This is a genomic window from Paenibacillus rigui, from assembly GCF_002234615.1.
Taxonomy (GTDB): Bacteria; Bacillota; Bacilli; order Paenibacillales; family NBRC-103111; genus Paenibacillus_S; species Paenibacillus_S rigui.
This window is the reverse complement of record NZ_NMQW01000057.1, coordinates 83262-109615: the sequence shown is the minus strand read 5'-3', so window position 1 is coordinate 109615 and position 26354 is coordinate 83262. Positions and strand designations below refer to the sequence as shown.

At 50.7% G+C, this 26354-nt stretch carries 22 protein-coding genes; 14 read left to right on the top strand and 8 right to left on the bottom strand.

Annotated features, from left to right (window positions below; genetic code table 11):
• Positions 1 to 2: 2 nt before the first annotated feature.
• Both CF651_RS29430 and CF651_RS29425 read right to left on the bottom strand, forming a co-directional pair.
• Positions 3 to 374: a hypothetical protein gene (locus CF651_RS29430; RefSeq protein WP_094018428.1), complete on the bottom strand. Its 372-nt coding sequence runs from the start codon at positions 372 to 374 to the stop codon at positions 3 to 5.
• Positions 375 to 399: 25 nt separating this feature from the next.
• On the bottom strand, positions 400 to 1023 hold the full coding sequence (locus CF651_RS29425) for a TetR/AcrR family transcriptional regulator (protein ID WP_094018427.1): 624 nt from the start codon (positions 1021 to 1023) through the stop codon (positions 400 to 402).
• Between the two features lie 654 nt (positions 1024 to 1677).
• Between CF651_RS29425 and CF651_RS29415 the strand changes: the two genes are divergently transcribed.
• On the top strand, positions 1678 to 3183 hold the full coding sequence (locus tag CF651_RS29415; RefSeq protein ID WP_094018425.1) for a methyl-accepting chemotaxis protein: 1506 nt from the start codon (positions 1678 to 1680) through the stop codon (positions 3181 to 3183).
• 148 nt (positions 3184 to 3331) lie between these two features.
• Here CF651_RS29415 and CF651_RS29410 read toward each other — a convergent pair whose 3' ends face one another.
• On the bottom strand, positions 3332 to 4087 hold the full coding sequence (locus tag CF651_RS29410) for an IclR family transcriptional regulator (RefSeq protein ID WP_094018424.1): 756 nt from the start codon (positions 4085 to 4087) through the stop codon (positions 3332 to 3334).
• 236 nt (positions 4088 to 4323) lie between these two features.
• Between CF651_RS29410 and CF651_RS29405 the strand changes: the two genes are divergently transcribed.
• The 5 genes from CF651_RS29405 to CF651_RS29385 are packed head-to-tail and all read left to right on the top strand — an operon-like array spanning position 4324 to position 9371.
• A complete protein-coding gene (locus CF651_RS29405) occupies positions 4324 to 5442 on the top strand; it encodes an ABC transporter substrate-binding protein (protein ID WP_094018423.1) in 1119 nt (372 codons plus the stop codon).
• A gap of 11 nt (positions 5443 to 5453) precedes the next feature.
• Positions 5454 to 6557, top strand: coding sequence for an ABC transporter ATP-binding protein (locus CF651_RS29400; RefSeq protein ID WP_094018422.1), 1104 nt, complete (start codon positions 5454 to 5456; stop codon positions 6555 to 6557).
• Positions 6554 to 7411 carry an ABC transporter permease gene (locus CF651_RS29395; RefSeq protein WP_094018421.1) on the top strand — a complete coding sequence of 286 codons (858 nt, stop codon included), beginning with the start codon at positions 6554 to 6556 and terminating at the stop codon, positions 7409 to 7411. Before CF651_RS29400 ends, CF651_RS29395 begins: the two co-directional genes overlap by 4 nt.
• On the top strand, positions 7408 to 8211 hold the full coding sequence (locus CF651_RS29390; protein ID WP_094018420.1) for an ABC transporter permease: 804 nt from the start codon (positions 7408 to 7410) through the stop codon (positions 8209 to 8211). Before CF651_RS29395 ends, CF651_RS29390 begins: the two co-directional genes overlap by 4 nt.
• A gap of 17 nt (positions 8212 to 8228) precedes the next feature.
• A complete protein-coding gene (locus tag CF651_RS29385; RefSeq protein ID WP_094018419.1) occupies positions 8229 to 9371 on the top strand; it encodes a M20 family metallopeptidase in 1143 nt (380 codons plus the stop codon).
• A gap of 147 nt (positions 9372 to 9518) precedes the next feature.
• Here the strand turns inward: CF651_RS29385 and CF651_RS29380 are convergent, their stop codons facing one another.
• The 3 genes from CF651_RS29380 to hrpB all read right to left on the bottom strand — a co-directional run bounded on the left by CF651_RS29380 (position 9519) and on the right by hrpB (position 14249).
• The gene (locus CF651_RS29380; RefSeq protein ID WP_094018418.1) at positions 9519 to 10199 is read right to left on the bottom strand and encodes a TetR/AcrR family transcriptional regulator; all 681 of its coding nucleotides are present in this window, start codon (positions 10197 to 10199) and stop codon (positions 9519 to 9521) included.
• 39 nt (positions 10200 to 10238) lie between these two features.
• A complete protein-coding gene (locus CF651_RS29375; RefSeq protein WP_094018417.1) occupies positions 10239 to 11423 on the bottom strand; it encodes an FAD-dependent oxidoreductase in 1185 nt (394 codons plus the stop codon).
• 276 nt (positions 11424 to 11699) lie between these two features.
• Positions 11700 to 14249: an ATP-dependent helicase HrpB gene (gene hrpB, locus CF651_RS29370; RefSeq protein WP_094018416.1), complete on the bottom strand. Its 2550-nt coding sequence runs from the start codon at positions 14247 to 14249 to the stop codon at positions 11700 to 11702.
• A 188-nt stretch (positions 14250 to 14437) separates the two neighbouring features.
• On the opposite strand from hrpB, the gene CF651_RS29365 reads away from it, so the two are divergent.
• Entirely contained in the window at positions 14438 to 14953 is a 516-nt protein-coding gene (locus CF651_RS29365; RefSeq protein ID WP_094018415.1) for a DinB family protein, read from the top strand.
• A gap of 174 nt (positions 14954 to 15127) precedes the next feature.
• Here CF651_RS29365 and CF651_RS29360 read toward each other — a convergent pair whose 3' ends face one another.
• A complete protein-coding gene (locus CF651_RS29360) occupies positions 15128 to 15355 on the bottom strand; it encodes a 3-dehydroquinate dehydratase (protein WP_094018466.1) in 228 nt (75 codons plus the stop codon).
• Between the two features lie 229 nt (positions 15356 to 15584).
• Positions 15585 to 16502 carry an ArsR/SmtB family transcription factor gene (locus CF651_RS29355; protein WP_094018414.1) on the bottom strand — a complete coding sequence of 306 codons (918 nt, stop codon included), beginning with the start codon at positions 16500 to 16502 and terminating at the stop codon, positions 15585 to 15587.
• Between the two features lie 238 nt (positions 16503 to 16740).
• Between CF651_RS29355 and arfA the strand changes: the two genes are divergently transcribed.
• From arfA to CF651_RS29320, 7 genes are all read left to right on the top strand, one after another.
• The gene (arfA, locus tag CF651_RS29350) at positions 16741 to 18228 is read left to right on the top strand and encodes an arabinosylfuranosidase ArfA (protein ID WP_094018465.1); all 1488 of its coding nucleotides are present in this window, start codon (positions 16741 to 16743) and stop codon (positions 18226 to 18228) included.
• Between the two features lie 316 nt (positions 18229 to 18544).
• The gene (gene bglB / locus CF651_RS29345; RefSeq protein WP_218827886.1) at positions 18545 to 19612 is read left to right on the top strand and encodes a beta-galactosidase BglB; all 1068 of its coding nucleotides are present in this window, start codon (positions 18545 to 18547) and stop codon (positions 19610 to 19612) included.
• A gap of 38 nt (positions 19613 to 19650) precedes the next feature.
• The gene (locus CF651_RS29340; protein WP_245856205.1) at positions 19651 to 22263 is read left to right on the top strand and encodes an exo-rhamnogalacturonan lyase family protein; all 2613 of its coding nucleotides are present in this window, start codon (positions 19651 to 19653) and stop codon (positions 22261 to 22263) included.
• 261 nt (positions 22264 to 22524) lie between these two features.
• Positions 22525 to 23361 (top strand): amidohydrolase family protein, encoded by an 837-nt coding sequence (locus tag CF651_RS29335; protein ID WP_094018413.1) that lies wholly within the window; start codon positions 22525 to 22527, stop codon positions 23359 to 23361.
• A gap of 20 nt (positions 23362 to 23381) precedes the next feature.
• On the top strand, positions 23382 to 24482 hold the full coding sequence (locus CF651_RS29330) for a lactonase family protein (RefSeq protein ID WP_094018412.1): 1101 nt from the start codon (positions 23382 to 23384) through the stop codon (positions 24480 to 24482).
• Between the two features lie 204 nt (positions 24483 to 24686).
• Entirely contained in the window at positions 24687 to 25493 is an 807-nt protein-coding gene (locus CF651_RS29325; protein ID WP_094018411.1) for a class I SAM-dependent methyltransferase, read from the top strand.
• Between the two features lie 143 nt (positions 25494 to 25636).
• Positions 25637 to 26320 carry a class I SAM-dependent methyltransferase gene (locus CF651_RS29320; RefSeq protein WP_094018410.1) on the top strand — a complete coding sequence of 228 codons (684 nt, stop codon included), beginning with the start codon at positions 25637 to 25639 and terminating at the stop codon, positions 26318 to 26320.
• Positions 26321 to 26354: the final 34 nt, after the last annotated feature.

The window sequence follows — 26354 nt, the reverse complement described above, 5'->3', positions numbered from 1 at the left end:
CGTTAGATTACCAAAACCATCCATAGTGCTAGACCGCCAACGATTGCGAGGGCGAGCCTTGTAGTTAAGATACGCACTTCAAAATTGGTCTTCTTGGAAGGCTCAGGATAAGCAATGACATAAACCCCTTTCAACAGGGCAAGCCACGCAATCAGTGTAATAAAACCCTGCCAATTTAATGCCCAAATGTTATGAATAATTACAGTGCCTAAGCCTAAAAAAATAGACAAAAAGCCATACATGATTCCGAATCCTCTGTCCTCGACCACTAACCGTTTTAATTCACGCAATACCGAAGGGCGGACAAACAAAACGGTAGAAATAATTACCGTCATCCAACCCCAAAACAACTCTATGAACGTCGTTATTTCCATCCTATTCACCTTCCGCAATAGAATACTAGCGATAAAAACTATTCCTAAGCAGTTCTAAAAAATCATCCACTTGCAGCATGATTTCTTCAAGGTTTATTTCGCTAGACGATCGAAGTTTGAGTTTTTCTTTCTCTTTTGCCAAAATCCCTTCTACCGTCCACATGATTACTTGAACCGCCTGATTGATGTTAATTTCTTCTTTGAATTTAGACTTGTCAAAATCACTCAATAATTTATTGTAGCTGTCGGTAAGGATTTTAGCGTTCCTCTTCTGCATCTCCTCCTTCACCATATCGGAGTTTTCAAAATATACGGTCTTAACAAAATCGAACATCATCGGATATCGGCTAACAAGCATACATTCCAAATATACCGCCTGACGTATTCTAACCAAAATGTCTTTTTCGTCGAAGCATATTTCCCCAAAAAAATTATTCATGATCGTATTCAATGTGTAATCATACAAAAATAAGAACAGTTCCTTTTTATTTGTAAAGTAGTGGAACAATGCCCCCTTGGAAATATTTGCCTGCTTTACAATCTCATCCGTAGCAGCGTTACTATAGCCCTTGTTTGCAAACTCTGTAATAGCGGCGTTGATGATGCGCTCCTGCTTCTCCGGCTTTAGACTATTAAATTTTTCAAACATAAAAAATTCCTTTCTTGCAACTGTTTACTTGTCGAAATTGACTATTTCGGTCAATTTCATTGTATTGTATTTGACTGAAATAGTCAATCGCGAATCGCCCGTCATACGTTACGTAGAACAATAGTTGAAATAATTTAACCGGGAGTTGCAGATACCGGTCTGGCAGTGGAATGCCGCGGCCGCACGTCCCGTGCTGCGGGTGCTCGCGCAGCCGGCGCCCGCCTCGCCGAGAGTCGAGGCCGTTGTGGGTTCACCCCTGCCAACGCCGACAATCCGTTGATCGACGACGTCGTGTATCTCAACGAGGTCATGCTCGACGCATCCGGTGTCGTGCAGCTCTCGGTGCGACTGTCAGACGAGAACCTGGCCGACTATGCGATCGCCATCAACAGCTACCGTGCAGAAGGGCAGCATACTATTACAAATTATGATAGTAAAGTGGCTCCGTTTTTGTTATTCTGAAAAAGTACATATTATCGCAAATTTCGACAAATTTTTACAATGGGAACTTATGGGGGTCACGATTCGAAGCTACGGATATTAGCCAAAAGGCTACAACCGCCGAGCGATCGAAGAAGGCAATGGGAAAGAAAAGCACCTGCTGCTTGGGTGTTTTTCTTTGCATAAAAACATCAATGAGGGGGGCAAGAGGGAATGAATTTCTTCAAAACGACTAGTCCTGATCAAGAATTAGCGGAAGAAAGCCGAATTTTATTTAAGAATATGGAGAGTAATGCTCTTTCTGCTAATCTCCAACTATCGTCTCTGGATTCTCCGATAGCGAAGGAAATCGCCGGAAATGTAAACTTCGCTTTAAATAAGCTAAGGGAATCGGCACAGGACACGGAAGTTCGTTTGGAGTTAGTTACGAAGGCTATCCAGGTAGGTTTATGGGATATGAAGGTGATTGCTGGAGATCCTATCAATCCCGATAACGAGTTCATCTGGTCTGACGAATTTCGAGGTTTGCTTGGCTTCAACGACGAGAACGATTTTCCCAACGTTTTGAACAGCTGGGCATCGAGAATACATCCGGAGGATCAGGAGTGGGTGATGAATGCTTTTTCCGATCATCTAATTGACCATTCCGGTAATACCCCCTATGATATCGAATACCGCGTACTTATGAAAAACGGCGAAACCCGCTGGGTCCGCGCTACGGGGACGACTCTTAGGGATAATAATGGCGTTCCCCTTCGGGTAGTAGGCGCACTTTTTGATAACCATGAGGAAAAAATGAAAAAACAAGAAATAAACTCGATCATGACAAAGTACGATTTGATTCATCAGGCTTTGGTAGAAGCGCCTTGGGACATCACGATTATTGACGGTGATGTTAACAATAATGAAATGTGGATGTCCTCTCAATTCAGAAAAGCATTGGGCTTTAAAGACGAGCATGATTTCCCTGATGAATTTGAGAGCTTCCGCAGCAGGCTGCACCCGGAGGACTCGGATCGTGTGCTCCAGTTGTTTGCCGAGAGTTTAAATGATTATTCAGGAAAGACGCCCTTTGAGACACAGTATCGATTATGTTTGAAAACCGGCGAATATCGCTGGTTTCAAGCGGCAGGCAGAACGCTTCGCAACAGCAGTGGAGTTCCCCTTCGATTCGCCGGAACCATACGCGATATTACGCTGGAAAAAAATAAGGAACGGGCTATTCATGACATGAATCAGAGCATGAAACAGCTTTCCGATTCCATTAATGAAATGGTAAAAGCCATAGAATCGGTAACGATTCAAGCTCAAGAAATGGCCACAGTGCAGGAACAATCCATGCAAGCGGCTAATCAAGCCAAATCCGGTACGGAGAAAACTAAAAATATTTCGATATTTATACGCGAAATTGCAGCGCAAACCAATTTGTTAGGGTTAAACGCCGCGATTGAGGCAGCCCGTGCCGGAGAGTCGGGACGCGGCTTTGGCGTCGTTGCCGACGAGGTTAGAAAGCTAGCCGTCAATAGCGCAGAAGCAACAGAGAATATTGAAAGTAGCTTGGGTGAGATGAACGTTCTTATTGGCCAAATTCAAGAGTACATTAGCAATATGACAACGATGACACAATCGCAGGCAGCGGTGACAGAGCAATTGAATGCATCGATGGAAGAAATAAGCGGCATGTCACAAAGCTTAGTGGATATCGTTAGAGCTATTTAGAAAAAAGAATGAAAACACCCTAAGAATAATCATAGGACGCTGAGTATGCGTTCCTGATATTCGAAGGGTGTTTTTTGCATTTATCTATACGGCCAAACATGCAGAATATCGAAAAGCGGTTTTCATTTGTTACGGTTCTTCCGAATGCTTATCCCCTATACCCAAGCTGAGCGGATATTTCCCTCGCCGTTGTCGTTACATGCTCGATCATCGTCTCGAGGGACGGCTTCACCCGGTTTGCCGGGCCGATCATGCTGATCGAGGCGTTTACCGCACCGTTCGTATCGAAGATCGGAGCAGCGATTCCCATTACGCCGACGTTGCGCATGTTTTCGCTGACCTCGTAACCATTAGCGTGAATGATATCAAGACGTTTCTTCACTTCCGCAGGCTCTTTCATAGAATAGGCCGTGTATGTTCGGATGCCAGAGCTCAGGATGCTCTCAATAAAGAGCGGTTCCTGAAAGGCGAGAATGGCCCTTGCCGCAGAAGTCGCATAGAGGGGGAACCGCCGATAAATGTCGACATTAAATCGAATCGGGTGCTTGGAGTCGATCCGGTCGACATAGATGGCCTCGTAATCATCCCTGACGCAAAGACATGTAAGCTCTTGCGTCGTATCGGAGAGCCTCTGGAGATACTGCTTGGAAAACTCGACCAAATTATGATCCTTCAAAACTTTGTTTCCGAGTTCTAGCAAAGTATAGCCGAGGGAATACTGTTTATTTGTCGGGTTTTGTTTAATGAACCCTTCGCTTTCCAAGGTGGCGAGCAGCTTATGTACAGCGCCTTTGGAAAGCTGGAGCTGCCTGCTCAGCTCACTGACGCCCATTTCCTTAGGGGAATCGAGGAACATTTTTAACAGCGTACAGCTGTTTTTGACGGAGGAAAGATGATTGTCCATAATATAAATCTGCTCCTTCATGGGCAATGCGCGGACATTGACAGTTTTTTAGATGTTAGTTTATCACAAAAAAATCGCTTTTCCTAGCTGGAATAAGATGTGGAAGGATTTCTGACATGAGATAAAAATGTTGTTGCATTTTGTTTTAATGCCATGCTAAAATTGCATTATATTCACGTATAGAAAACAGTGTTCACGTATAGAGAACACTAAACTACGCCGAGAGGATGTTTGTTATGAAAAAATGGGGAGCGGTTTTATCGGTTGCAGCGTTATGCGGTTCATTGTTGGCGGGGTGCGGGGGCAATGCCGCGCAACCGGCGCCGGCGGCGGATAAAGGAGCGGGAGCAAGCAAAGAAGCGGCGGCAAGTCTTACGCCGGAGAAGCAGCTGGTCGTTGCGGGTAACGGAGCTACGGTAGAGCAATTGATGAAGGATGAGATATTCAAGAAGTTTAACGCGAAATATCCTGACGTTAAGCTGACATACGTTTCGGGTGTTTCGACAGAAATTATTGCGAAAGTTAAGGCGCAGAAAGCATCGCCGCAGATCGATGTCACGATCGTTGAGGGCGGTGAGCAGGAAGCGGGCCGGGTAGAAGGCTTATGGGAACAGCTGGCCGATAAAGATATTCCGAATATGAAGAAGGTCAGTGAGGAGCTTAAGGTTAAAGACAATAGCGGTGTTGCAGTTAACTTTACCCCAATGGGTATTTCCTATAATGCAGAAATGGTAAAAGCTAAAGGCTTGCCTGTCCCGCAATCGTGGAACGATCTGGCCAAGCCTGAAATGAAGGGCAACATTACGTTAGCCGAAATGTCCAGCAACTTCGGACGTTCCGCATATATTATGCTTGCTTATGCCAATGGCGGCTCTGAAAAGAACATGGATCCCGGATTTGCAAAGCTGAGTACGATTGCTGGCTACATGCCGACCTTTGCCAAAAGCGCGGCGCAGCTGCAGCAAAACATGCAGAACAAAACAGCAGCCTACACGACATGGACGATGGCGAGAAGCTTGGTGCAGAAGGATGCAGGCTTGGATCTTGAGTTCGTGATTCCGAAGGAAGGGGCAAACCTGGTTCCGAACGTGGCAACGATTGTTAAAGGAGCAAAAAATCCTAATGCATCGAAGCTGTTTATCGATTTTCTGCTAACGGATGAAGTACAGGCTATGTACGGTACGAAGCTGTATTACAACCCGGCCGTTCCTGTAAAGCTTCCTGAAGATATTGCCAAAAAGCTGAACTTTGACCGCAGCAAAGTTGTGAAATTCGACCTGGAAGTCGTCGGCAGCAAAAATCCGGAATGGCTGGATCGTTTCAATAAAGAAATAGCTCCAAAAGTCGGAAAATAGGGGAAGAGCCCATGACCAAAAACATTGACGTTGAACTAATCGGCATCCAGAAGAAGTTTGGTCCTAATGTAGTTGTAGACAATTTTAATTTGCAAATCGAGCAGGGAGAGTGCATCTCCTTTCTCGGCCCGTCAGGGTGCGGCAAGACAACGACGCTGAATATGATAGCCGGTTTTTTGGAGCCTGATCAAGGGGATTTGCTGATTAAAGGCAAGCGGATGAACGGCGTGTCTTCCAATAAACGCCAGCTGGGAATGGTGTTTCAAACCTACTCGTTGTTTCCGCATATGACGGTTTTTGAAAATGTCGCCTACGGACTGAAGCTCCGCAAGACGCCAAAACCGGAAATGACGAAAAGAGTGAATGCAGTTCTTGAGCTTGTGAAGCTGCCGCATGTAGCGGACCGTTATCCTAAGCAGCTGTCCGGCGGACAAAGACAACGGATCGCGATAGCGCGCGCGCTCGTTACGGAGCCGTCGCTTCTGCTGCTGGATGAGCCGCTCAGCAATTTGGACGCGAAGCTTCGCGAGGAATTGCGGGATGAGTTGAAGCGGCTTCAGCAGGAAATTGGAGTTACGACGATCTTCGTTACGCATGATCAGGAAGAAGCACTCTATTTATCCAGCCGGATTGTCGTGCTCGATCATGGCAAGGTGGAGCAGATCGGCACACCTTGGGATATTTATAACCGGCCGGCGTCTGAATTCGTGCATACGTTTATCGGGAAATCGAACCGGATGCAGGGCACAGTCGAGCGAACGGGTGGCTCAACTGTCCAGCTGAAAACAGATGCAGGCTTTGCATTACAGGCGGACAGCAGGGACATGAGCTTCGCGGACGGCGAGGCGGTATCCATTTATGTCCGGCCCGAGAAAATCAGTATAAGCGATGGAACGCCTGCTGCAGAAGGAAGTAATCAGGTTAAGGGCACAGTCAAATCGACCTCTTTCCTTGGAGCCTACACGGAGTGTGAGGTTGAGGTAGGGCCGTACACGATAGCCGTTCGCATTCAAACCGGACAGCAGATGATCCTCTTTACGGAGGGGCAGCCGGTCACACTCGTTTGGAAGCCTGAGGATGTATTTGTATTTTCCAGGAAGGGGAAAGGACAATGAGCGAGGGACGTAGCCGTTTGATGCGAACCGCCGTTCTGCTGGTTGCTCCTGCACTTGCCGTGGTGCTTGGGGTATTCTTGCTTCCTATGCTATACATTTTAGTTCTTAGCTTTCAGGATAAGCATGAGCAGTTTACGCTAGCGAACTACTTAGTGTTTGTCCAGGATCCCTATTATATAAAAATTTTATGGCGAACGGTCAAAATGAGCCTGCTTACGGTGTTGGCCTGTCTAGTGCTCGGTTATCCAGTAGCCATGTACATGGCTCAAGCATCCAGCAAAATGCGCGGCCTGGTCACTTTCCTGATTATTTCGCCGCATCTGGTCAGCGTCGTGATTCGTAATTTCGGCTGGGTCGTTATTCTCGGCGAGAAGGGCTGGATTAACAATACGCTGATGAGTCTTGGATTGATCGATGTGCCGTTGAAGCTTCTATACAACGAGCTCGGCGTCGTGATCGGCTTGACCGATTCGCTGATCGTCTATATGGTGCTGGCTATCGCCACCAGTCTTTATCAGATCGACGGCTCGCTGTATAAAGCGTCCGGAATTCTTGGCGCGGGCAAAATACGCACGTTCTTTTCCGTCACGCTGCCTCTAACACTACCGGGGCTCGTTGCCGGCACCACGCTTGTATTCAGCTTGTCCATGAGCTCGTTCGTTACGCCGGCATTAATGGGCGGAACATCAGTAAAGGTGCTTCCGGTCATCGCCTACGAAAAAATTATGACCCAATTGGATTGGTCTATGGGAGCAGCGCTTTCATTCCTGCTGCTTGCCTCCACATTCGCCTTGGTAGCCCTGTTTACCCGGTTGATTGAAACCAAGCGCTACAAAGAGGTGTTTAACTCATGATCAAAAAAATTTCACCGTTAGGCGTCATCACTTTTTTCGTTGTGATGTTCGTCATTTCACCGCTGCTGATCATTATTCCGACATCGTTGACATCGGTTAAATATTTATCGTTTCCGCCTGTAGGGTTTTCCCTCCAATGGTATTCCAAAATATTCGATCGTCCCGAATTTGTCGATTCGTTTATTTTCAGCCTGCAGCTTGCCGCACTGACCGCGGTTATCTCGACCTTAATCGGCACATTGGCAGGGCTGGCGCTGCACAAGTACAAATTCCGCGGCAGCGGCGTCATTAACGCGATGATTTTGTCGCCTCTGACGGTTCCGGCCTTGATCATCGGTATAGCGGCACTTTTGTTTTTCACCCGAATCGGTCTTGCCGGAACATTTCTTGGCCTGCTGTTGTCGCACGTGCTGATATCCATCCCTTATGTGGTACGGCTTGTCTTGACCGGACTAAGCTCCTTCGATTATACGCTGGAGCGTGCCGCTTATATTATGGGCGCAAAACCGTATCATGTATTTAAGGATATTACGCTGCCGCTGCTAAAGCCGGCGATTATGTCAGGAATGATCTTTGCTTTTTTAACCTCTTTCGATAACGTTACCGTTTCGCTGTTTTTAGTTTCACCTACAACGACGACGCTGCCGCTTGCTATTTTTAGCTATATGCAGGAGATTTTAGATCCGTTGGTCGCGTCGATTTCATCGGTTGTTATTTTAGTCAGTCTTATTTTTATCATTATTTTGGAACGCGTTTATGGCTTGGATCGTTTGTTCGGTTCCAACTCGCAGTCCCACTAAGGGAGATGCAATATAACATGTCACATGAGCTTACCCAACAAATCGAATCTTATCTTCCGGAAATGCTAAGTCTTCTGGAGGAAAGCGTGAATATGGACTCGCCTTCCAAAAACAAGGCATCAAACGATTTAATGGCTGAATGGTATGCGGCTCAGTTTACCCGTTTAACCGGAGGACGCGTCGAGCGCATTCCTCACCCTGTCGCAGGCGACAGGCTTTTGTGCGAAGTCGGTTCGGGGCCGAAGCAAATCCTTCTGGTCGGCCACTACGATACGGTATGGCCGCTGGGGGAAGCGGAGCGCCGACCGTTCCGCACCGAGAACGGCATCGCCTACGGTCCCGGCGTTTATGATATGAAGGGCGGGCTTCTGCTGGCCATCTTCGCCTTGAAGGCGTTGAAGGATATGGGGCGGTTCCCTGACGATAAACGGGTCGTGCTGTTGATTAACAGCGACGAAGAAATCGGCAGCCCAACATCACGCGAATTTATAGAGGCCGCGGCGCTTCAATCGGCTGCAGCTTTGGTGCTGGAGCCCCCGATGGAGCCGAACGGCGCGCTGAAAACAGCCCGCAAGGGCAGCGGGCGCTATAAGCTGACCGTGAAAGGGGTATCCGCTCATGCGGGGGTAAATCCGCAGAAGGGGGTATCGGCGATTCAGGAGCTCTCCTATCAAATTCAGCAGCTGCATAGCCTGACCGATTACGAGCTCGGGACGACCGTCAATGTCGGCGTTATCCAGGGTGGGATCGGCACCAACGTGGTGCCGGATCATGCGGAGGCCGAAATCGACGTCCGTGTCGCCACTTTGGAGGAAGCGGCGCGGATTGAAGCCGAGTTTGCGGCTCTGACTCCGCGCCTTCCCGGAGCAGAGCTGGTCTTAACCGGCGGCATGCTGCGTCCTCCGATGGAGCGTACGGCAGCCATCGCTTCACTGTACAGCCATGCGCGGGAATTGGCCGCGTCTGAGTTCACCTTCACCTTGGAGGAAACCGCTACAGGAGGCGTCAGCGACGGCAACTTTACAGCGGCGGTAGGCACTCCGACGCTGGACGGCCTTGGTGTGCGGGGCGACTATGCCCATTCCCCCAAGGAGCATATTATTATCGGCGAGCTTCCGCTTCGTACCGCATTTTTAGCGCGATTAATTGAAAGTATGTAAATAAAACGACCGGCTCTTTAAACTGGAGCCGGTCGTTTTTTATAATGATAGAATTTATAAGTTTTCAGCGGAGCTGGTAATGAAGCTAAGCTTCCCCGCGCCGCTCGCAATGCCAAAATAAGAGGCCATCCCACAGCGGATGGCCTTTTATTTGTACGACTGTACAATTCCTTGTAAAATCACTTCAAGTCCCCAGCGGAACCGTTCCTTCGAGGCATTGTCTCCAGTGAACATTTCCTCACTGAGGCTGGCGATCATCGGATAATGAGTCGGATCGGCAGACAAAAACGATTCCTTTATGACCGACATCTGCATGCCTTCATTCTTCTTCCAAGAAGTTTGTTCAAACGCCACGGATGAAACGTAAAATAAGAACAGGTCAACCCCCCACGCCGCTGATCTGTCACGGATTCCCGCTTCATGCAGAGCGGCGAGAATGTATTCAGTAAGCCGCAGGAAGTTAACACCCATGGGTATTGTAGTGAGTGACAACTCGGCAAGGCCTGGTTGCTCGTACAGCAGCATGAGATAATTATCCAGAGCGCCGAACAGCCTGATATTCCATGAGCTTTCGTCTGCTGGGGGCAAAACAAGCTCACTCAGACCGTAATCCATTACATATGCATTCAATTCTTGAAGATTTTTAACGTAGACATACAACGAAGAAGGCCCCGTATCAAGTGCTTTGGCAATCTTGCGCATCGTCATGCCCTGCATTCCCTCTTCTTTCAGAAGAGAATAGGCTGTTCTGACAATGAGCTCATGGCTCAGCGGCTCCTTGGCTGGGCGGGATCGACGGCTAACAATGGTTCGTTTAGGATTCATCATATTTCATTTATAACACGCTCAAAATAATTAGTAAATGCTTCACCCTTCATCTTCATGCCCGGTGTATGGCTCATGGTATTGATTCATTAAATCTGCCAGCTTGCTGGCAGCATCGTCGGAGAAGCACAGTTTTAAGTTGTCATACGTTTCCCGTGCCTTTTCAGAAGAATAGTGATACATTTTTTCTTCATACGTCTCAATGGCTTGGGCAAAATCATGGTTTTGAATGAGTGCAAACGCTAGCTCCATAGCATCCTGCATCGCCAGATTCACACCTTCGCCTGCAAAAGGCGACATGACATGGGCAGCGTCTCCGATAAGCGTGACTCCAGGATTGCGCTGCCACTTAAAATGGACGGGAAGCATGTAAATTCTTCTCGGCAGGATAGAGTCTTCGGCGTAGCGGATATAATTTTTGAGCGAGTCGTCCCAGTCGTTGAACAGCTCTAATAGACGGCGCTTTGCTTCTGCAGGCTGATCGAACGGAATGCCGCAGGTTTCCAGCCATTCCCGTTCAGCCTCAAAGCTTGCATAAACCTTAATCCGGCCGTCACCGTTCAGTTGACCGAGAATGCCTTTGTGATCGCTTAGAGCAAACATTTTACCGCGCCTGTTTAATTCCGCCAAATCGGGATACTTCTCGGCTGCATTATGAACGTTGAGCTCTAACATGGTAAGTCCTGCGTATTCGGCATTCGTGTCAGAGAGCAGCGGACGCACTCGCGAGAAGGCTCCGTCGGCTCCGACCAGAAGATGAACGGTATCGATGGTTCCATTCTCGAAATGAAGCTCGGTCATCCCATTATCAAGAGAGACAGCCCGGTCCAGCTTGTAGCCGTACTTGATGCAGTCGGTATCGATGGCGCTTAACAGTAAATCGCACAGCTCGCCCCGATCAATTTCCGGCCGGCTCCCTTTAACGTCCGGCTCCGTCACTTCGTCGATATAAATCTTTCCGGTTTTATCCAAGATCCGGAAGTCCTCACCCTCATATCGAACCCATTCCTGAAATTTCTCGTAAAGCCCAGCTGCTCTGAGCGCTTTCTGCCCGGATTCCTCGTGAATATCCAGGGAACCTCCTCTTTCGCGGTTTGTATCTCGGGGCTCCCGTTCATAGACGACTGAACTAATGTCGTGCTTCTGGAGAATCAGGGCTAACGTCAGGCCCCCTGGACCTGCACCGATGATGGCAATACGTTTTTGTTGCAGGGTTGGATGAGTCATAAAATTCAGCTCCTTGTGTGAAGTTTTATTTATTGAAGCCCATTCTTATAAGCGATTAACTTATCTAAGTTATACCACAACGAACATAGTTCGTAAAGAACAGTGTTCGTTAAGCTTTAATTAGAAAATCTAAAAAGATTGTTAGCGGCGGTCTGGGAAAACGTGAGAAAAGGAAATCATGTCTAGCCTGGTCTGTTGGCTTAGTTTATCAGAATGGCAAAGACGCCACCATTGCCACAAGAGAAGTGGAATGGAGGCGTCTTTTTTTTCGAAGCTTTATGTTCGGGGCCGGACCCGATTTGTCGGCTGGGCAATAAGCGGATCATCCGGCCAATAATGCTTCGGGTAGCGTCCCTTCAAATCCTTTTTGACCTCGAAGTAGGTGCCGGACCAGAAGCTGGCCAAATCCTGCGTGACCTGCACGGGCCGACTGGCCGGTGACAGCAGGTGCAGGGTGAGGGGTACTCTGCCGCGTCCGATACGCGGGGTGTCGAGCAGTCCGAACATTTCCTGCAGCCGAACGGACAGCAGCGGCTGTGACGGTTCGTTGTAGTCGATAGCGATGCGGGAGCCGCTGGGGACCTGAAAGTGCGTAGGCGCATAAGCGTCGAGCTCCTTGCGCTGTTCCCACGGCAGCCACGCCTCCAGGATGTCGTGCAGGTTGAGACGTGCCAGATCGGCACGGCTTCTCATCCCGTACAGGTGGGGAGCCAGCCATTCCTCCATCGAGTCCAGCAGGGCTTGCTCACAGGCGTCCGGCCAGTTGGCTGGGTCTGCATGATGCATAAACTGCAGGCGCAGCTGCAGCTGACGCGAGGCCTTGGACCACGGAAGGATGGACAGGCCTTCCATTGCAATTCCCTGGAGCACTGCGGCTAACGCCTCGTCAGGGCTGGGATTGACGATCGTTTGCTCTCCGAGCGTCAGCGCGCCAAGACGTCTCCGTTTGCGGGCGCGCACGGCCTGGACGGTGCGGTCCCATTCAATCACCGATTCCTCGGTAATTTGATCCCTCATGCAGGCTTCAAGCTCCTGCAGCTCCAGAGGCGCAGCCAGATGAATGCGGCTGTCCTGGCCTTGATCGTCCAGCGATGCAGCGACCAGATAGGCCGCACGGGATAGCGGCTGCACGACGCCAAAGGCGGCACCTCGGCCGTTGCGCAGCAGAAAACGGCCCGTCGTACGCTGCTGACCGATCCGGTCCGGGTAGGCGAACGCGAGCAGCATGCCGCACGCGTCTATGTCCCCGGAGCGGTGGGAGTCTTGTGACAGCCGAAGCGCCCGCTTCCACTGGCTTGCCTCGGCTGCAATCCGGCGGCATGCCACGGTGTCGACGGTGAAGCCTTGGTAGAAGGCTTCACCGCCGGGCAGCTCACCCGACGCTTCCCGCGCGCCAGCCTGCGGCGTGCTGCGCCGCAGCGCTTCAAGCCGCAGGCGCACATCCGCGTTCGCGGCCTGCGGCTCGCTCCGCAGCATGTCGCGCTCGTTCAGCAGCGCGGCCAGCTCGCAGGCCAGCTCGCCCAGCTGCAAGGGCACGGCTTGCAGCATCATGTGCGCGAGCCGGGGGTGCAGCCCGAGCTCGGCCATGCTTTTGCCGTGCGGCGTGATGCCGCCGTCGCCGTTCAGCGCGCCGAGCTGGCGGAGCAGCTCCCGCGCCTGCGCGAAGGCCGCGGCAGGCGGCGGGTCGAGCCAGAGCAGCTCGGCCGGGTCGGCGACGCCCCAGGCGGCCAGCTCCAGCGCGAGGGCGGCGAGGTCCGCCTCGAGCATTTCCGGCGTCGTCCGGGACGCCAGACGGCGGTCGTCGGCCTCGGTCCACAGGCGGTAGCAGACGCCGGGGGCGAGGCGCCCTGCACGTCCGCGGCGTTGATCCGCGGACGCACGCGAGACGGGAACCGTCGCGAGCGAGGTCATCCCGGTGCGCGGCGAGAAGCGCGGCACACGCATCAGCCCGGAGTCGATGACGATGCGGACGCCTTCGACGGTTAAGCTCGACTCGGCAATCGATGTGGCGAGTACGATTTTGCGGGTTCCCGGCGGGCTGGGAGCGATCGCCTGATCCTGCGCTTCCTGCGGCAAGCTGCCGTACAGCGGCGTGATCCGGACGCCCGGACCAAGTTCAAGCTCCCGCAGTCTAGCCTGTACACGGCGAATTTCGCCTTCACCGGGCAGGAACACGAGCAGATCGCCTGCATGATCCGCTAGTGCCGTCTGAATCGTGCGGACGAGCTCGGGCTCGATGCGTCCGTCCACGCGCTTCTCCCGGAAGATTGTCTCCACCGGATAGCTGCGGCCTTCACTCAGGACGATCGGAGCCTCGTTCAGCAGCTGGGCAACGGGCTCGGCGTCCAGTGTCGCCGACATCACCAGCAGGCGCAGGTCGTCGCGCAGCAGCGCCTGCGATTGCAGGCAGAGCGCCAGCCCGGTATCGGCATGGAGGCTGCGCTCGTGAAATTCATCGAAGATGACGAGGCCGACATCCTCCAGCGCCGGATCGGCCTGCAGCAAACGCGTCAGCACGCCTTCTGTGATCACTTCAATCCGGGTGGACGGGCTTGTTTTGGAGTCCAGCTTCACCCGGTAGCCGACTGTTTGTCCGACGGGCTCGTCCAATGCGGAGGCCATGAAGCGGGCGGCGGCACGCGCCGCGAGACGTCTGGGCTCGAGCATCAATATTTTGCGTCCGGCGAGCCAAGACTCATTCAATAGGGCGAGAGGGACACGGGTCGTCTTGCCTGCTCCGGGCGGGGCGACGAGCACGGCGCCCGTGTTTGCGCCAAGCGCTTTTATAAGCTCCGGCAGTGCGGATTCAATAGGCAGTTCTGTCATAAGGTTCGTTTCTCCATGAGTCGGTATAGGTATAGTAGAAGTAGCCTTATTGTACCTTTTCAGGTTCGGCGATGCCAGAAGAAGCTGTCATTTTTTCGTTGGATGTCAGGGGATTATATCCATGGAAGGAATAGGATGGATGCGTGTCGAATCTTTTTAAAATCTTAAGTGGGAGAGGGTGGTTTGAGATGAAGTTAAGACCTCGGCAGGGGGAATACAATCCGTTTTATGAGATGTATATAGGGCTGGTGCCTGAAGGTGAACTGCTAACGATTCTGCAGGCTCAGCACCAGACCGTGCTCGGGTGGCTGGAGTCCTTAAGCGAAGAGCAGTGGGAGCACCGGTATGCACCTGACAAATGGTCGGTCAAGCAGGTTGTAGGTCATATCTCCGATAATGAACGGATCATGGCTTACCGGCTTCTCTGTATTGCCCGCGGCGAGACAGGGCCCTTGCCTGGCTATGATCAGGATATCTATGTGCCGGGGGCGTCCTTCGACGGGCTGGCAACCGCTTATTTGCTTGAAGAGCTTCGTCTCGTAAGGCATTCCACGCTATCGCTGCTTGCAGGCTTGAACGATGAAGCATGGCAGCGCCAAGGCAACGTCAACGGCGGTCCCATGACCCCGCTAGCGTTGGCATGTATTATCATCGGGCATGAGTTGCATCATTTGAACGTGCTGAAGGAACGCTACATCGAATGACGTTTTGCAGGCATTACAAAATCCAGACCCTTCCGGGAAAGGTCTGGATTTTGTTTTTTTTGTGTGTACATCCGGTCTGCCTATGCAGTGAATTGTGACACACGGATGCCTTCGAAGACGGCGAAGCTGTTGTCCCGGCCTATGCTAAAATTTCAAGCTGTTTGTTTTCATAGATTAATAGAGGGATAAAGCGAGCGAGTCTCGTTCGTTCAGGGAATGAAGAATCGCTTCGCAGCCTACGATTTCGATGCTGATCAAGGAGTCCAGGCATTTCTTCACTGCTTTTCTTCCTTTAACGAGCTTCGATTCCACGGCGGATTTTAATAAATTAAATTTCTTATTTGTCTTTTCATCGGTGTACACAGGTACCTTTTTGTTGTGAATAGTAATAAATAGTTTCATCATTGATCACCAACCTAATATTGGATATGTAAATAGGATATATTACGATTATTAAAATAACATTAAAATAGTTTTACAATTTTACTACAGAATCTATGAATTCCATGGTTTTCCCATTATTTGCCATAAAAAAAGTGAATCCATCCCCTTTTTCATGAACGGATTCATTAAAAAAAGAACAGGGCAGAGGTGATTCCCCCTGCCCGCGGCTGTTGAAACCTTATATTGTTTACATCTGCTGCTGATATAGGACGCGAGCGGTAATGTTTTGATTGTAGTTGCCGAAGTGGCTGCCGAATAAGGTGAGGCCATGGGGGTTCTTGGCGTGGGCTGGCACGCCGATTTTCAGCTTGATATCGCTTTTATAATCAAGTCCGATATGATCCAGCGTTATTTCGGAAACCTTGGTTCCGTCAATAAAGGAGCCGTCCTTGTTGATACGGATCAGCTTGAGCAGTCCGTACTGGTTTAAGCTGAGAGGCCACCAGTCCGGGTTAAACGTTCCTCTCACCCCGCCGAAGTCCCCTGGGCTAGTCCAATAGCCGATCTCTTGATCATTCACATAGAAATAAATATCCGAAGGCCAATTATTACAGTATCCGGGTGCCTCCGAACCGATCTCCATAATGAATTGAAGCTCCTCGAACTGCTGGTTCGATTTCAAATAATTCGGGATCCGATACTCGAAGTGTCCCTCCGTCAGCCATACAATGTCGGCGTGAATATGCTGAGGGTCGGCGAAATATCGCGGATCGTCGAACTCGCCGATGATTTTGTCGCGGGTTGCCATTCCGCAGGTCGGTTTTACCTCATAAGAGCTGTAGCGTCCTACCGGAATGTCGACCTCATAAATATTGTTTCCTTTTTCCTGACTTTTTAGTTCTACGACAAGCTTGTTTTCGTTCAGATAACATATTTTTTGGATGCCATGCTTGCCTACCGCGGTTTGAATCTCAATCAGTCCGCTCTCCTCCAGCTTCTTGATATGCATAGTAATAGCGCCGTTCGTCAAATCCAGCTTGTGGGCCAAATCATTTAAATTCAGATGCTCGTGCTCAGCAAGCAGTTCAATAATTTGCAGCCGGATATCGGAGCTCAATGCCTTGAATAGGTTCAAGCCTGTTTTTAAGTCTTTGATATGAATCATAGGTGGACAAACTCCTCGTGTCATCGATTGTTTTAATAAAGTATAAAGTAAAATGAGCGAAAAGAAAAGCTTCACTCCTGTATAAGCATCGATGGATGCCGTGTTTATTTTGTTATTGACAGAAGAAACAGCTTTCTTTTAAAATAAGGATGAAAATAAAAGTTTAAATTGTTTTATATTAATTTAAAATAAACGATGGAAAGAGGAGAAGAACGTGGCGGATTTGAAGAAAGCGAAGATGGTGCTGGAGAAAGACTTCACTATTGCAGAGGTGGACAAACGTATTTACGGTTCGTTCATCGAGCATTTGGGCCGTGCCGTGTATGGCGGAATTTATGAACCGGACCACCCTACGGCGGATGAGCAGGGGTTCCGTCAGGATGTGATCGATCTGATTAATGAAATCGACGTGCCGATTATTCGTTATCCGGGCGGGAATTTCGTATCCGGTTACAATTGGGAGGACGGCGTAGGGCCGGTTGAAGCCAGACCGCGCAGGCTCGAGCTGGCTTGGCGGACAACCGAGCCGAACTGGATCGGGACCAATGAATTTATGCAGTGGGCCAAGCGGGTAAACAGCGAGGTCAACATGGCTATCAATCTTGGAACACGCGGCATTGATGCGGCCCGTAATCTGGTGGAATATTGCAATCATACCTCCGGCTCTTATTATAGTGATTTGCGCATCTCGCACGGCTACAAGGAGCCTCATAAGATTAAAACCTGGTGCCTGGGCAACGAGATGGACGGGCCTTGGCAAATCGGTCATAAAACGGCGAATGAATACGGACGTATTGCTTTGGAAGCGGCCAAGGTGATGAAGTGGGTCGATCCGACGATTGAGCTGGTCGCCTGCGGCAGCTCCAGCCGTGCCATGGCTACCTATGCGGAGTGGGAAGCTACGGTGCTGGATCATACGTATGACCATGTTGAGTATTTGTCGCTGCATACGTATTACGGGAACCGGGATAACAATATCGAAAATTTCTTGGCGAGATCCTTGGACATGGATGCTTTTATCCACGAGGTGGTTGCCATTTGCGATTATATCAAGGCGAAGAAGCGCTCGAAGAAAACGATGTTCCTGTCGTTTGACGAATGGAATGTGTGGTTCCACTCCAATGAAGCCGACCGGAAGCTGGAGCCTTGGACGATAGCGCCGCCGCAGCTGGAGGATGTATACACCTTCGAGGATGCTTTATTGGTAGGAAGCCTGCTGATCACGCTGCTTCGTCATTCCGATCGCGTGAAGATTGCCTGCATGGCTCAGTTGGTCAATGTTATTGCTCCGATTATGACGACTAACGGCGGGGACGCCTGGCGTCAAACCATTTTCTATCCTTATATGCATGCATCGGTATATGGAAGAGGCGTTGCGTTGAATCCGATCATCAGCTCGCCTAAGTATGACAGTAAAGATTTCACGGATGTACCGTATCTTGAATCCATTGCGGTATACAACGAGGAGAACGAAGAGCTTACCGTATTTGCCGTGAACAAGGATACGACCGGCGGCTTGCTGCTGGATTGCGATATTCGCGGCTTCTCCGGCTTTAAGGTTGTAGAGCACCTGGTGCTCGAGAATGAAGACGTGAAGGCGACGAATACCGAGAAAGAGCCTAATCGTGTCGTTCCGCATAACCGCGGTAACGCTGAGGTGAAGGATGGCCTCCTTCAAGCGGTGCTGCCGAAGCTTTCCTGGAACGTAATCCGTTTGAAAAAATAATTGCCGACGCGCCGGACGTTATCCGGCAAGATCAGTTGAATAGCAAGCATGCAATCCCCTGCTTTCTTTTTCGCAGGGGATTTTACAATTTGCGGTTTTCAATGTCCAGTTGAATGGGTTTTCTCATTGCATTAAAAAAGAAATTCAAAAGAAAACGGTTGAAAACAAAAACAAATAAAGGTATCGTATACATAGATCTTAACGCAATCCATTGCTTTCCACAGAGCAGGACGAGCTGTTACTGCCCCTCATCTGGCAGATGAAAACGCTTGCGCTCACCTTCATATCCATTAAATCAATTTAAGGGAGTGTGTCAATGATGCAGCAATCGAATCAAGAGGTAACCGTTACGAACACGGCAGAGCTATTGGAGAAGGTGTTCCAGCGTCTGGTGTCGGCTAACAAGGACAATGCCAATGACCATATGGACTTTGATGTCTGGGAATGGCCGCTCGGTGTTGCCTTGTACGGTTTATTCAAATATACCCGATTCACAGGAAAACAGGAGTATACGGATTTTCTCATTGACTGGTATGACCGTCATCTGGCTGAGGGGCTGCCTCCCAAAAATGTCAATTCCGTCGCGCCTCTGCTCGCCCTGATTCACTTGTACGAGCAGACCAAGAACGAAGCTTACCTGAACGTCTGCTCCGAATGGGCGGAATGGGTCATGTACGACATGCCTCGCACCGAGGAGGGCGGACTTCAGCATATTACGATCATTGAGGATAATGTGGAGCAGCTGTGGGACGACACGCTGTTCATGACCGTGCTGTTCTTGGCCAAGATGGGCAAAGTGACCGGCAAGCAGGAGTATGTGGACGAAGCGGTCTACCAATTTTTGCTGCATATCAAATATTTGCATGACCCTGAGACCGGGTTGTGGTTCCATGGCTGGAGCTTCATCGGCCGACATCACTTCGGACGCACACTGTGGGCCCGCGGCAACTGCTGGTTTACAGCCGGTGTCGTGGAGTTTCTGGAAATTGCCGAATTGGAAGGACCGGTCAAGCGTTATTTGCTGGAAGCGCTGGAGGCGCAGGCGAGAACTTTGGCCAAGCTTCAGGAATCGGACGGCATGTGGCACACCATTTTGACAGACCCGTCTTCTTACACCGAGACTTCGGCTACGGCGGGATTCGGCTACGGTATTTTGAAGGCAGTCCGCCAAGGATATCTGGACGCTTCGTATGCGGCTACGGCAGAGAAGGCGGTACAAGCAGTGATTGCTAACATTGATGAGGACGGTACGGTGCTGCAGGTTTCCTATGGCACTGCGATCGGCATGAACGACGAGCATTATTTGAACATTCCGATTTGCCCTACAGCTTATGGACAAGCGTTGGCGATCATGCTGCTGACGGAGACACTGGCAAGCAAATAATCGATGCGAAGGATTGCAAAATGCGGGGAGACGAGGACATGGGAAAGCATTCGGAAGACCAATCCATCCGATTGGGCTGGTTAGATAGCAATACGGAGCACAAAGCTCCAGCAGCAGGTGTCACTTGGGGTGTGCCCTGGGCGGAAGGGGAGCTTCAACGGGGCGAAACGTTCTCTCTTCGCGGCGATGATGAGGCGGAGCTTCCGGTACAAAGCTGGCCTACGGCTTATTGGCCCGATGGCAGTGTAAAATGGTCCGCTCATGCGGTGTCCATGCCAGACAGCCGCTCGGCTTCTTATTCCTTAACCAAGCGGAACCAGGACCGCTCGCAGACTACAGCCGAACAGGTTGCCGTATCGCAGCAAGGGGATGTCATTGAAGTGGATACGGGAAGCATCCGCTGTCTGTTGAATAAGCGGGGGGCGTCTGTCGTAAGCGCGATCTATCGCGGCGATACGCTTCTTTGCACTGACGGAAAGCTGCGCTGTATTGTGGAGGAACGGCATTGCACCTCCGGTCAGCGTTCGATCAAAGAGCATGACTACGTCAGCCTCGTGACCGAAGCGGTTATCGAACAGAGCGGCCCCGTTCGCGCTGTTGTCAGGGTGGAAGGTCGTCATAAGCTGACCTCGGGTGTCAGGGAATGGCTTCCTTTTACATTGCGCCTGTATTTCTATGCCGGTCAGCATTCCATTAAGGCTGTTCATACGTTTATGTATGACGGCAACCCGCATATGGATTTCATCAAAGGGCTTGGCATGACCTTCGCTATGCCGATGCAAGGACCGTTATATAACCGCCATATTCGCTTTGCGGGCGATACCGGCTTGTTCATTGAATCTCCGAAGCATTTGATGACGATCCGGACCACAGGGAAGTACGAGGAGCTATTCAAGCGCCAATCGGCTGGAGAAAAGGTGGCGTTCGATCCAGAGGAGGATGCGCGGTTTATCGGGCTGATCGAAGAATCTGCCGTATGGGACAGCTACAAGCTGGTTCAGCAATCTGCGGACTCGTATACGATCTCGAAGCGCACTCAGGAAGGCTGTGCATGGATTCGGGCAGCGGCAGGGAACCGTTCCAACGGATTGGTGTTTGCCGGCGGGGAGCACGGGGGCTTGGCCGCGGGGGTCAGAAACTTTTGGCGGAAGCATCCGTCTTCACTTGAGCTGAGTGGGCTGTCGAAGGAAACGGCCGAGATGACGCTGTGGTTCTGGTCTCCGGACGCGCCGGCGATGGACCTGCGCCATTATGATACGACGACGCATCTTCAATCCTCGTACGAAGGCTTCGACGAAATGCGGAGCACGCCTTACGGGGTGGCCAATACGAGCGAGCTGTCTTTATGGTGCTGCGATCGTACGCCGAGCCACGATGAGCTGCTGGCGCTTACGGCGGAAACGCAATCGCCGTCCTTGCTGGTTTGCGAGCCGGAGTACTACCATCGCACCCAAGCGTTCGGCGTGTGGAGTCTTCCGGACCGCAGCTCCCCGGTCAAAGGAGCCGTCGAGGATCAGCTGGAGGCTGCCATTGCATTTTACCAGCAGGAAATCGAACAGCGCAGATGGTACGGCTTCTGGGATTATGGCGATGTCATGCACAGCTATGACACGGTGCGCCATACTTGGCGCTACGACATCGGAGGCTGCGCTTGGCAAAATACGGAGCTGGTGCCCAACATGTGGCTGTGGCTCATGTTCCTTCGGACAGGCAGAGCGGATGTGTTTCGGATGGCGGAGGCGATGACCCGGCATACAAGCGAAGCGGATGTATATCATTTCGGAGAATATGCGGGCTTGGGCTCCCGTCATAACGTCGTGCATTGGGGCTGCGGCTGTAAGGAAGCGCGGATTTCAATGGCGGGGCTGCACCGCTATTACTATTACTTGACAGCGGATGAGCGGATTGGAGACATCATGAATGAAGTGGTCGATTCCGATTATACGACCGTCCATTTGGATCCGATGCGCTATTACTTTCCGAAGGACGAATACCCGACACACGCCCGCGTGGGACCGGACTGGGCCGCTTTTACCTCGAACTGGATGACCCGTTGGGAACGGACGGAGGATACTTCGTACCGTGACAAGCTGCTTACGGGCATCGAATCATTGAAGCAGATGCCGAACCGGATGCGGAACCTGGCCGTTCATGGCTATGATCCGAAAACCGGCCGGCTGTTCGATATGGGCAATAACGCGGGAGGCCATCTGGCCATCTGTATGGGTGGTCCGCAAGTATGGATGGAGCTGTCGCTTATGCTGAAAGACCCGGATTGGGATGAGATGCTAGCCGAAATCGGCGCCTTTTACAATTTGCCGAGAGAACAGAAGGAGCAGCAGCTGGTTGGGGATATGCCGAGCGGAGGCTATGCGTGGCCGATGTTTTCTACCGGCATAGCCGCCTTTGCCGCGCGGAAGTATAAGGATGAGGCATTGGCCAAGCAGGCCTGGACGATTCTGCTGAACGACGCAGGGATGGGGGATTTGAAGCTGGCTGCGGAGCGGCTGCCGGTTTCGAGAGCCGAGTACATCAGAGACATTCACGAAATTCCGTGGATTTCGACGAATTCCGTTTCCCAATGGTGCTTGAATGCCATCGTTTGTCTTGAACTGATCGGTGATTCCTTATTAGAGCCGAATAAAGAATGACGCGTGCGTGCACAGCCGTTCATGCTAAGCCTGAATCTTAGGGCTAGCCAGGCCTGGCCGTACGTCAAAAGCGAGGGCTTTCCCGGTACAGGGAGGGCCCTTCTTTTTAGTTGCTTGAACCATCCGCTGAAGAACGGATCACTCCCGGGTGTTTTTTTGCTGTTGGTGTGGAGGTTGTGAAACCGCTTCTCCTATATTATCATCGTAAGTGGGAACAACATCACAAGCTTGTAAACCATGGATGGTGAGGAGATACCGGGGATGAGAATTGATTCGCATCAGCATTACTGGAGTCTGGACCGCGGGGATTACGGATGGCTGACGCCGGACGTGCCGGTCCTATACCAAACTTATTTGCCGAAGGATTTGGAAGCGCATCTTCAGGCCAACGGTATTCAGAAGACAATTGTCGTGCAGGCGGAACCAACGGTGGCGGAGACGGATTTCATGCTGAGCTTGTGCGAGCAGACGGATACGATTGCAGGCGTGGTAGGGTGGCTTGATCTGGAGAGTCCAACCTATCAGGAGGACTATGCAAGGCTTCGTCAAAATCCCTTTTTCAAAGGAATCCGAATCATGCTCCAGGATATCGATATGGAGTTCGCCTTTCGTCCGGGGGTTCTGGAAGGCCTGCGTTTTATGGAAAAGGAGCAGTTTCCTGTGGACGTCCTGATTAAGTCGCATCAGGTGGAGGACACCTATAAGCTGTTGGAGCTTGTTCCGAATTTACGGGCGGTGATCGATCATATCGCCAAACCGGTAATCTCCAAGCAGGAGCTGGAGCCTTGGCAAACGCATATGGCCCGTATCGCCAAAGATTTCCCTGGCGTCTACTGCAAGCTCTCGGGCATGGTAACGGAAGCGGACCACGACCATTGGGAGGAAGCTCATTTCGTACCCTATGTCCATCATATCGTGGAGCATTTCGGAACAAAACGGGTCATGTACGGCAGCGACTGGCCGGTCTGCCTGCTGGCTGCACAATATTCCGAGGTGTATGCATTGCTCCGTAATACGCTTCCGAAGCAGCTTTCCGATACGGAGCTGGACGATGTGCTGGGACGGAATGCAGCGGTATTTTACCGTTTAGAGGTGTAAAGAAAGAATAGGAGGCTCCGATGATGAGCTCTATTGAGGAAAAAGGGCAATCAGTCTACATGTACGTGGGTTCTTATACGAACAAAAGCGATGCGGGGGTGTCCCTGTATCGTTTGGATACAGGAACCGGGGAGACGCAGCTTTTGCAAACGGTAACAACGATTAAAAACGCATCGTTTCTGACAACGGATGCTCAGACAGAGCGGCTTTATGCAGTCAGTGAGGTGCAGGAAGTGCAAGGGCAATTGGGCGGGGAAGTCGTGAGCTATGAACGGGATTCTGCTTCCGGCCGTCTGCACGAATTGAACAGACAGCGTACCCTTGGCAAAGACCCCTGCTACGTCAGTGTGCTGAACGAGAAGCAATCGCGGCTGCTGCTTGCAACGAACTATTCCAGCGGAAGCGTCAGCGTGTTTCCTTTGTCCGGTTCTGGTGATCTGTTGGAGCCGCTGCTCCAGCTCATCTCCCATGAAGGGGCAAGCGGGGCTACGGAAAGGCAGCTGGGCCCGCACACCCATTCCGCCGTCATTCACCCTGAAGGGAAGTATGTCGTGGTCTCCGATTTAGGCCAAGACAAGCTGATCGTTTATCGCTGGGATGCCGAGCTGAAGCAGCTGGTTGCACACAGCGAGACGGCAGCAGCGGAAGGTGCAGGCCCAAGACATTTTGTCTTTCACCCTGAGCGGCCCTATGCTTACGGCATCAACGAGCTAAATAATACGATCACGGCGTATGCTTTTGATGGTGAAGAAGGAAAGCTAACGGCGTTGGAGACCGTTCCGACGCTGCCAGCCGATTTTACAGGAAGCAATACGAGTGCCGATCTGCATCTGGATCCGTCCGGCAGATTCCTCTACGGCTCGAACCGAGGACATAACAGTATTGTGGTGTACCGGATCGATCCGGACTCAGGCCGGCTGACCTATGTCGAGCATACTTCAACGCATGGCAGCTCGCCGCGAAATTTTGCTATTGCTCCTGGAGGGAAGCTGCTGCTTGCGGCTAATCAGCAGACCGATACGATTGAGGTGTTCCAACTGGACCCGGTCAGCGGGAGGCTGACACATGATGCCAGCCGCTCCATCGCGGTAGCTGAGCCGGTGTGTATACATATTGTGTAGAAAAGCGAATGGAAATGCCAATGAGAAGTTAGATGTATTGACAGGAATTATATGGAAATAGTATACTGAGTCCAATTATAATAAGGCGAAACGCCAACGAAACAAGAAGAGTGGTACCGTGAAGGTTAAACCTATCGCCTCTTTGCAGACGATAGGTTTTCTTGTCTTTTCGTAAACATGATCGCGAGGGAGAGGTGCTTTGGCATGAGCAAAGTGACTGATTATTATTCGAGCTTTGATGAGTGGGGGAGGTTGGATAGAGAGCCGCTGGAGTTCCAAATTAATCTGCAGTACATAAGAAAATATCTTCCCCCATCTGGAAGGATACTCGATAATGGGGCAGGGCCAGGCAAATATGCGATAGAGTTGGCCAAACTCGGTTATGAGATCACTCTCTCTGACATGACCCCTCGACTGGTTGAAATGGCAGAGCAAAAGGCAAGCGAATTAGGAGTACTGAAACAATTCAATGGCTTTCATGTCTTAAATGCAACCCAATTAGAGGCGATACTTAATGAAATGTATGATGCTTCTTTGATGCTGGGCCCCCTGTACCATTTACAGCAAGAAGCAGAGCGAGTTTCCGCCGTAAAAGAGCTGTATCGGGTAACAAAAAGGAACGGCATCGTATTTGTCGCGTTCCAAAGCCGGATAAGGATGTCGATTACCTCTTTACAGTCCCCGGAGCATTGGAAACCGCATGACAGCATGGATTCAATCCAGGCGTTTTATAGAAGTGGTATTTTTGATCATAACGATAAAGGACGGTTTACGGGAGCCTATTACTTTCAAATTAATGAAATTAAACCTTTTATGGAGAGCCACGGATTTGAAACCTTGGATTTGATCGGCTCCTCCAGTTTTGGAACACTGTTGAATAGTGAGCAAAAACAGTATTGGACAGACAAAGGGGAGTACGAAAAGCTGATTGAGTTTCTCACTGCAGCTGCGAATGATCCCGCAATATTGGGCATTTCCTCCCATCTGCTGTATATAGGGAGAAAGAAGTAAGCGAAGAGGTAATATCCTCGGATTATTTTGTAGGTCATGCTTTCAAAAAAAATTTAATTTATGTCCAGCAGGCTATTATGGTATACTGTCTTTCCAACCAGATCTGGAAATAATGTACATTTCGATTTGCAGGAGGAACCCTCATGGGAATGGAATGGTATGATCAAATCGCATTGCGAAACGGCGGGTATAAAAGCAATGCCATTTGTACAGTGGAAGGTATTTCGGCAGAGGATATTTTCGAGCAGCGCTTGATTCAGATGCTGCCTGCTTGCGAGTCCGTACTTGATGCCGGGTGTGGGCATGGCGAGTTTACATTGAAAATGTCACCTTATGCGAAGCGGCTGACCGGATTTGACAATTCAGCCAACCTGCTGGCTATTGCCCATGGTTTATGGGAAGAAGCAGGCGTGAGCCATGTTCGATTTGTGTATGCAACGACCAAAACCGAGCTGCCCTTTCAAGACGGAGAGTTCGATCTCATTTACGATCGGAGGGGGCCAACCTCAATTATTGATCACCCAAGAGTACTCTGCCCGGGCGGGATCATCTTCGGTATTCATAATCGTGTGGATGCCGTTCAGGAAAGATTAACGCGCAACCGGTATACCGATATCGAAATGGAAGAGTATGACGAGGCAGTGACTTACTATCCGAATAGAACGGAATTTACGAAAGCGCTATCTTCGATTCCGGGCAATCCGGATTATACGTTACCTGAACATCAGCAGGAACTGGAAGAGCGTATTTCGGAGCATAACATCGGAGGCCGGTTGGGGATCAGAGAACATAAGTTCATTTGGAAGGCGAGGAAACCTTTTGTCTAACTATGCGAAGGAAATTTATTGAAGAAGAGGTGTT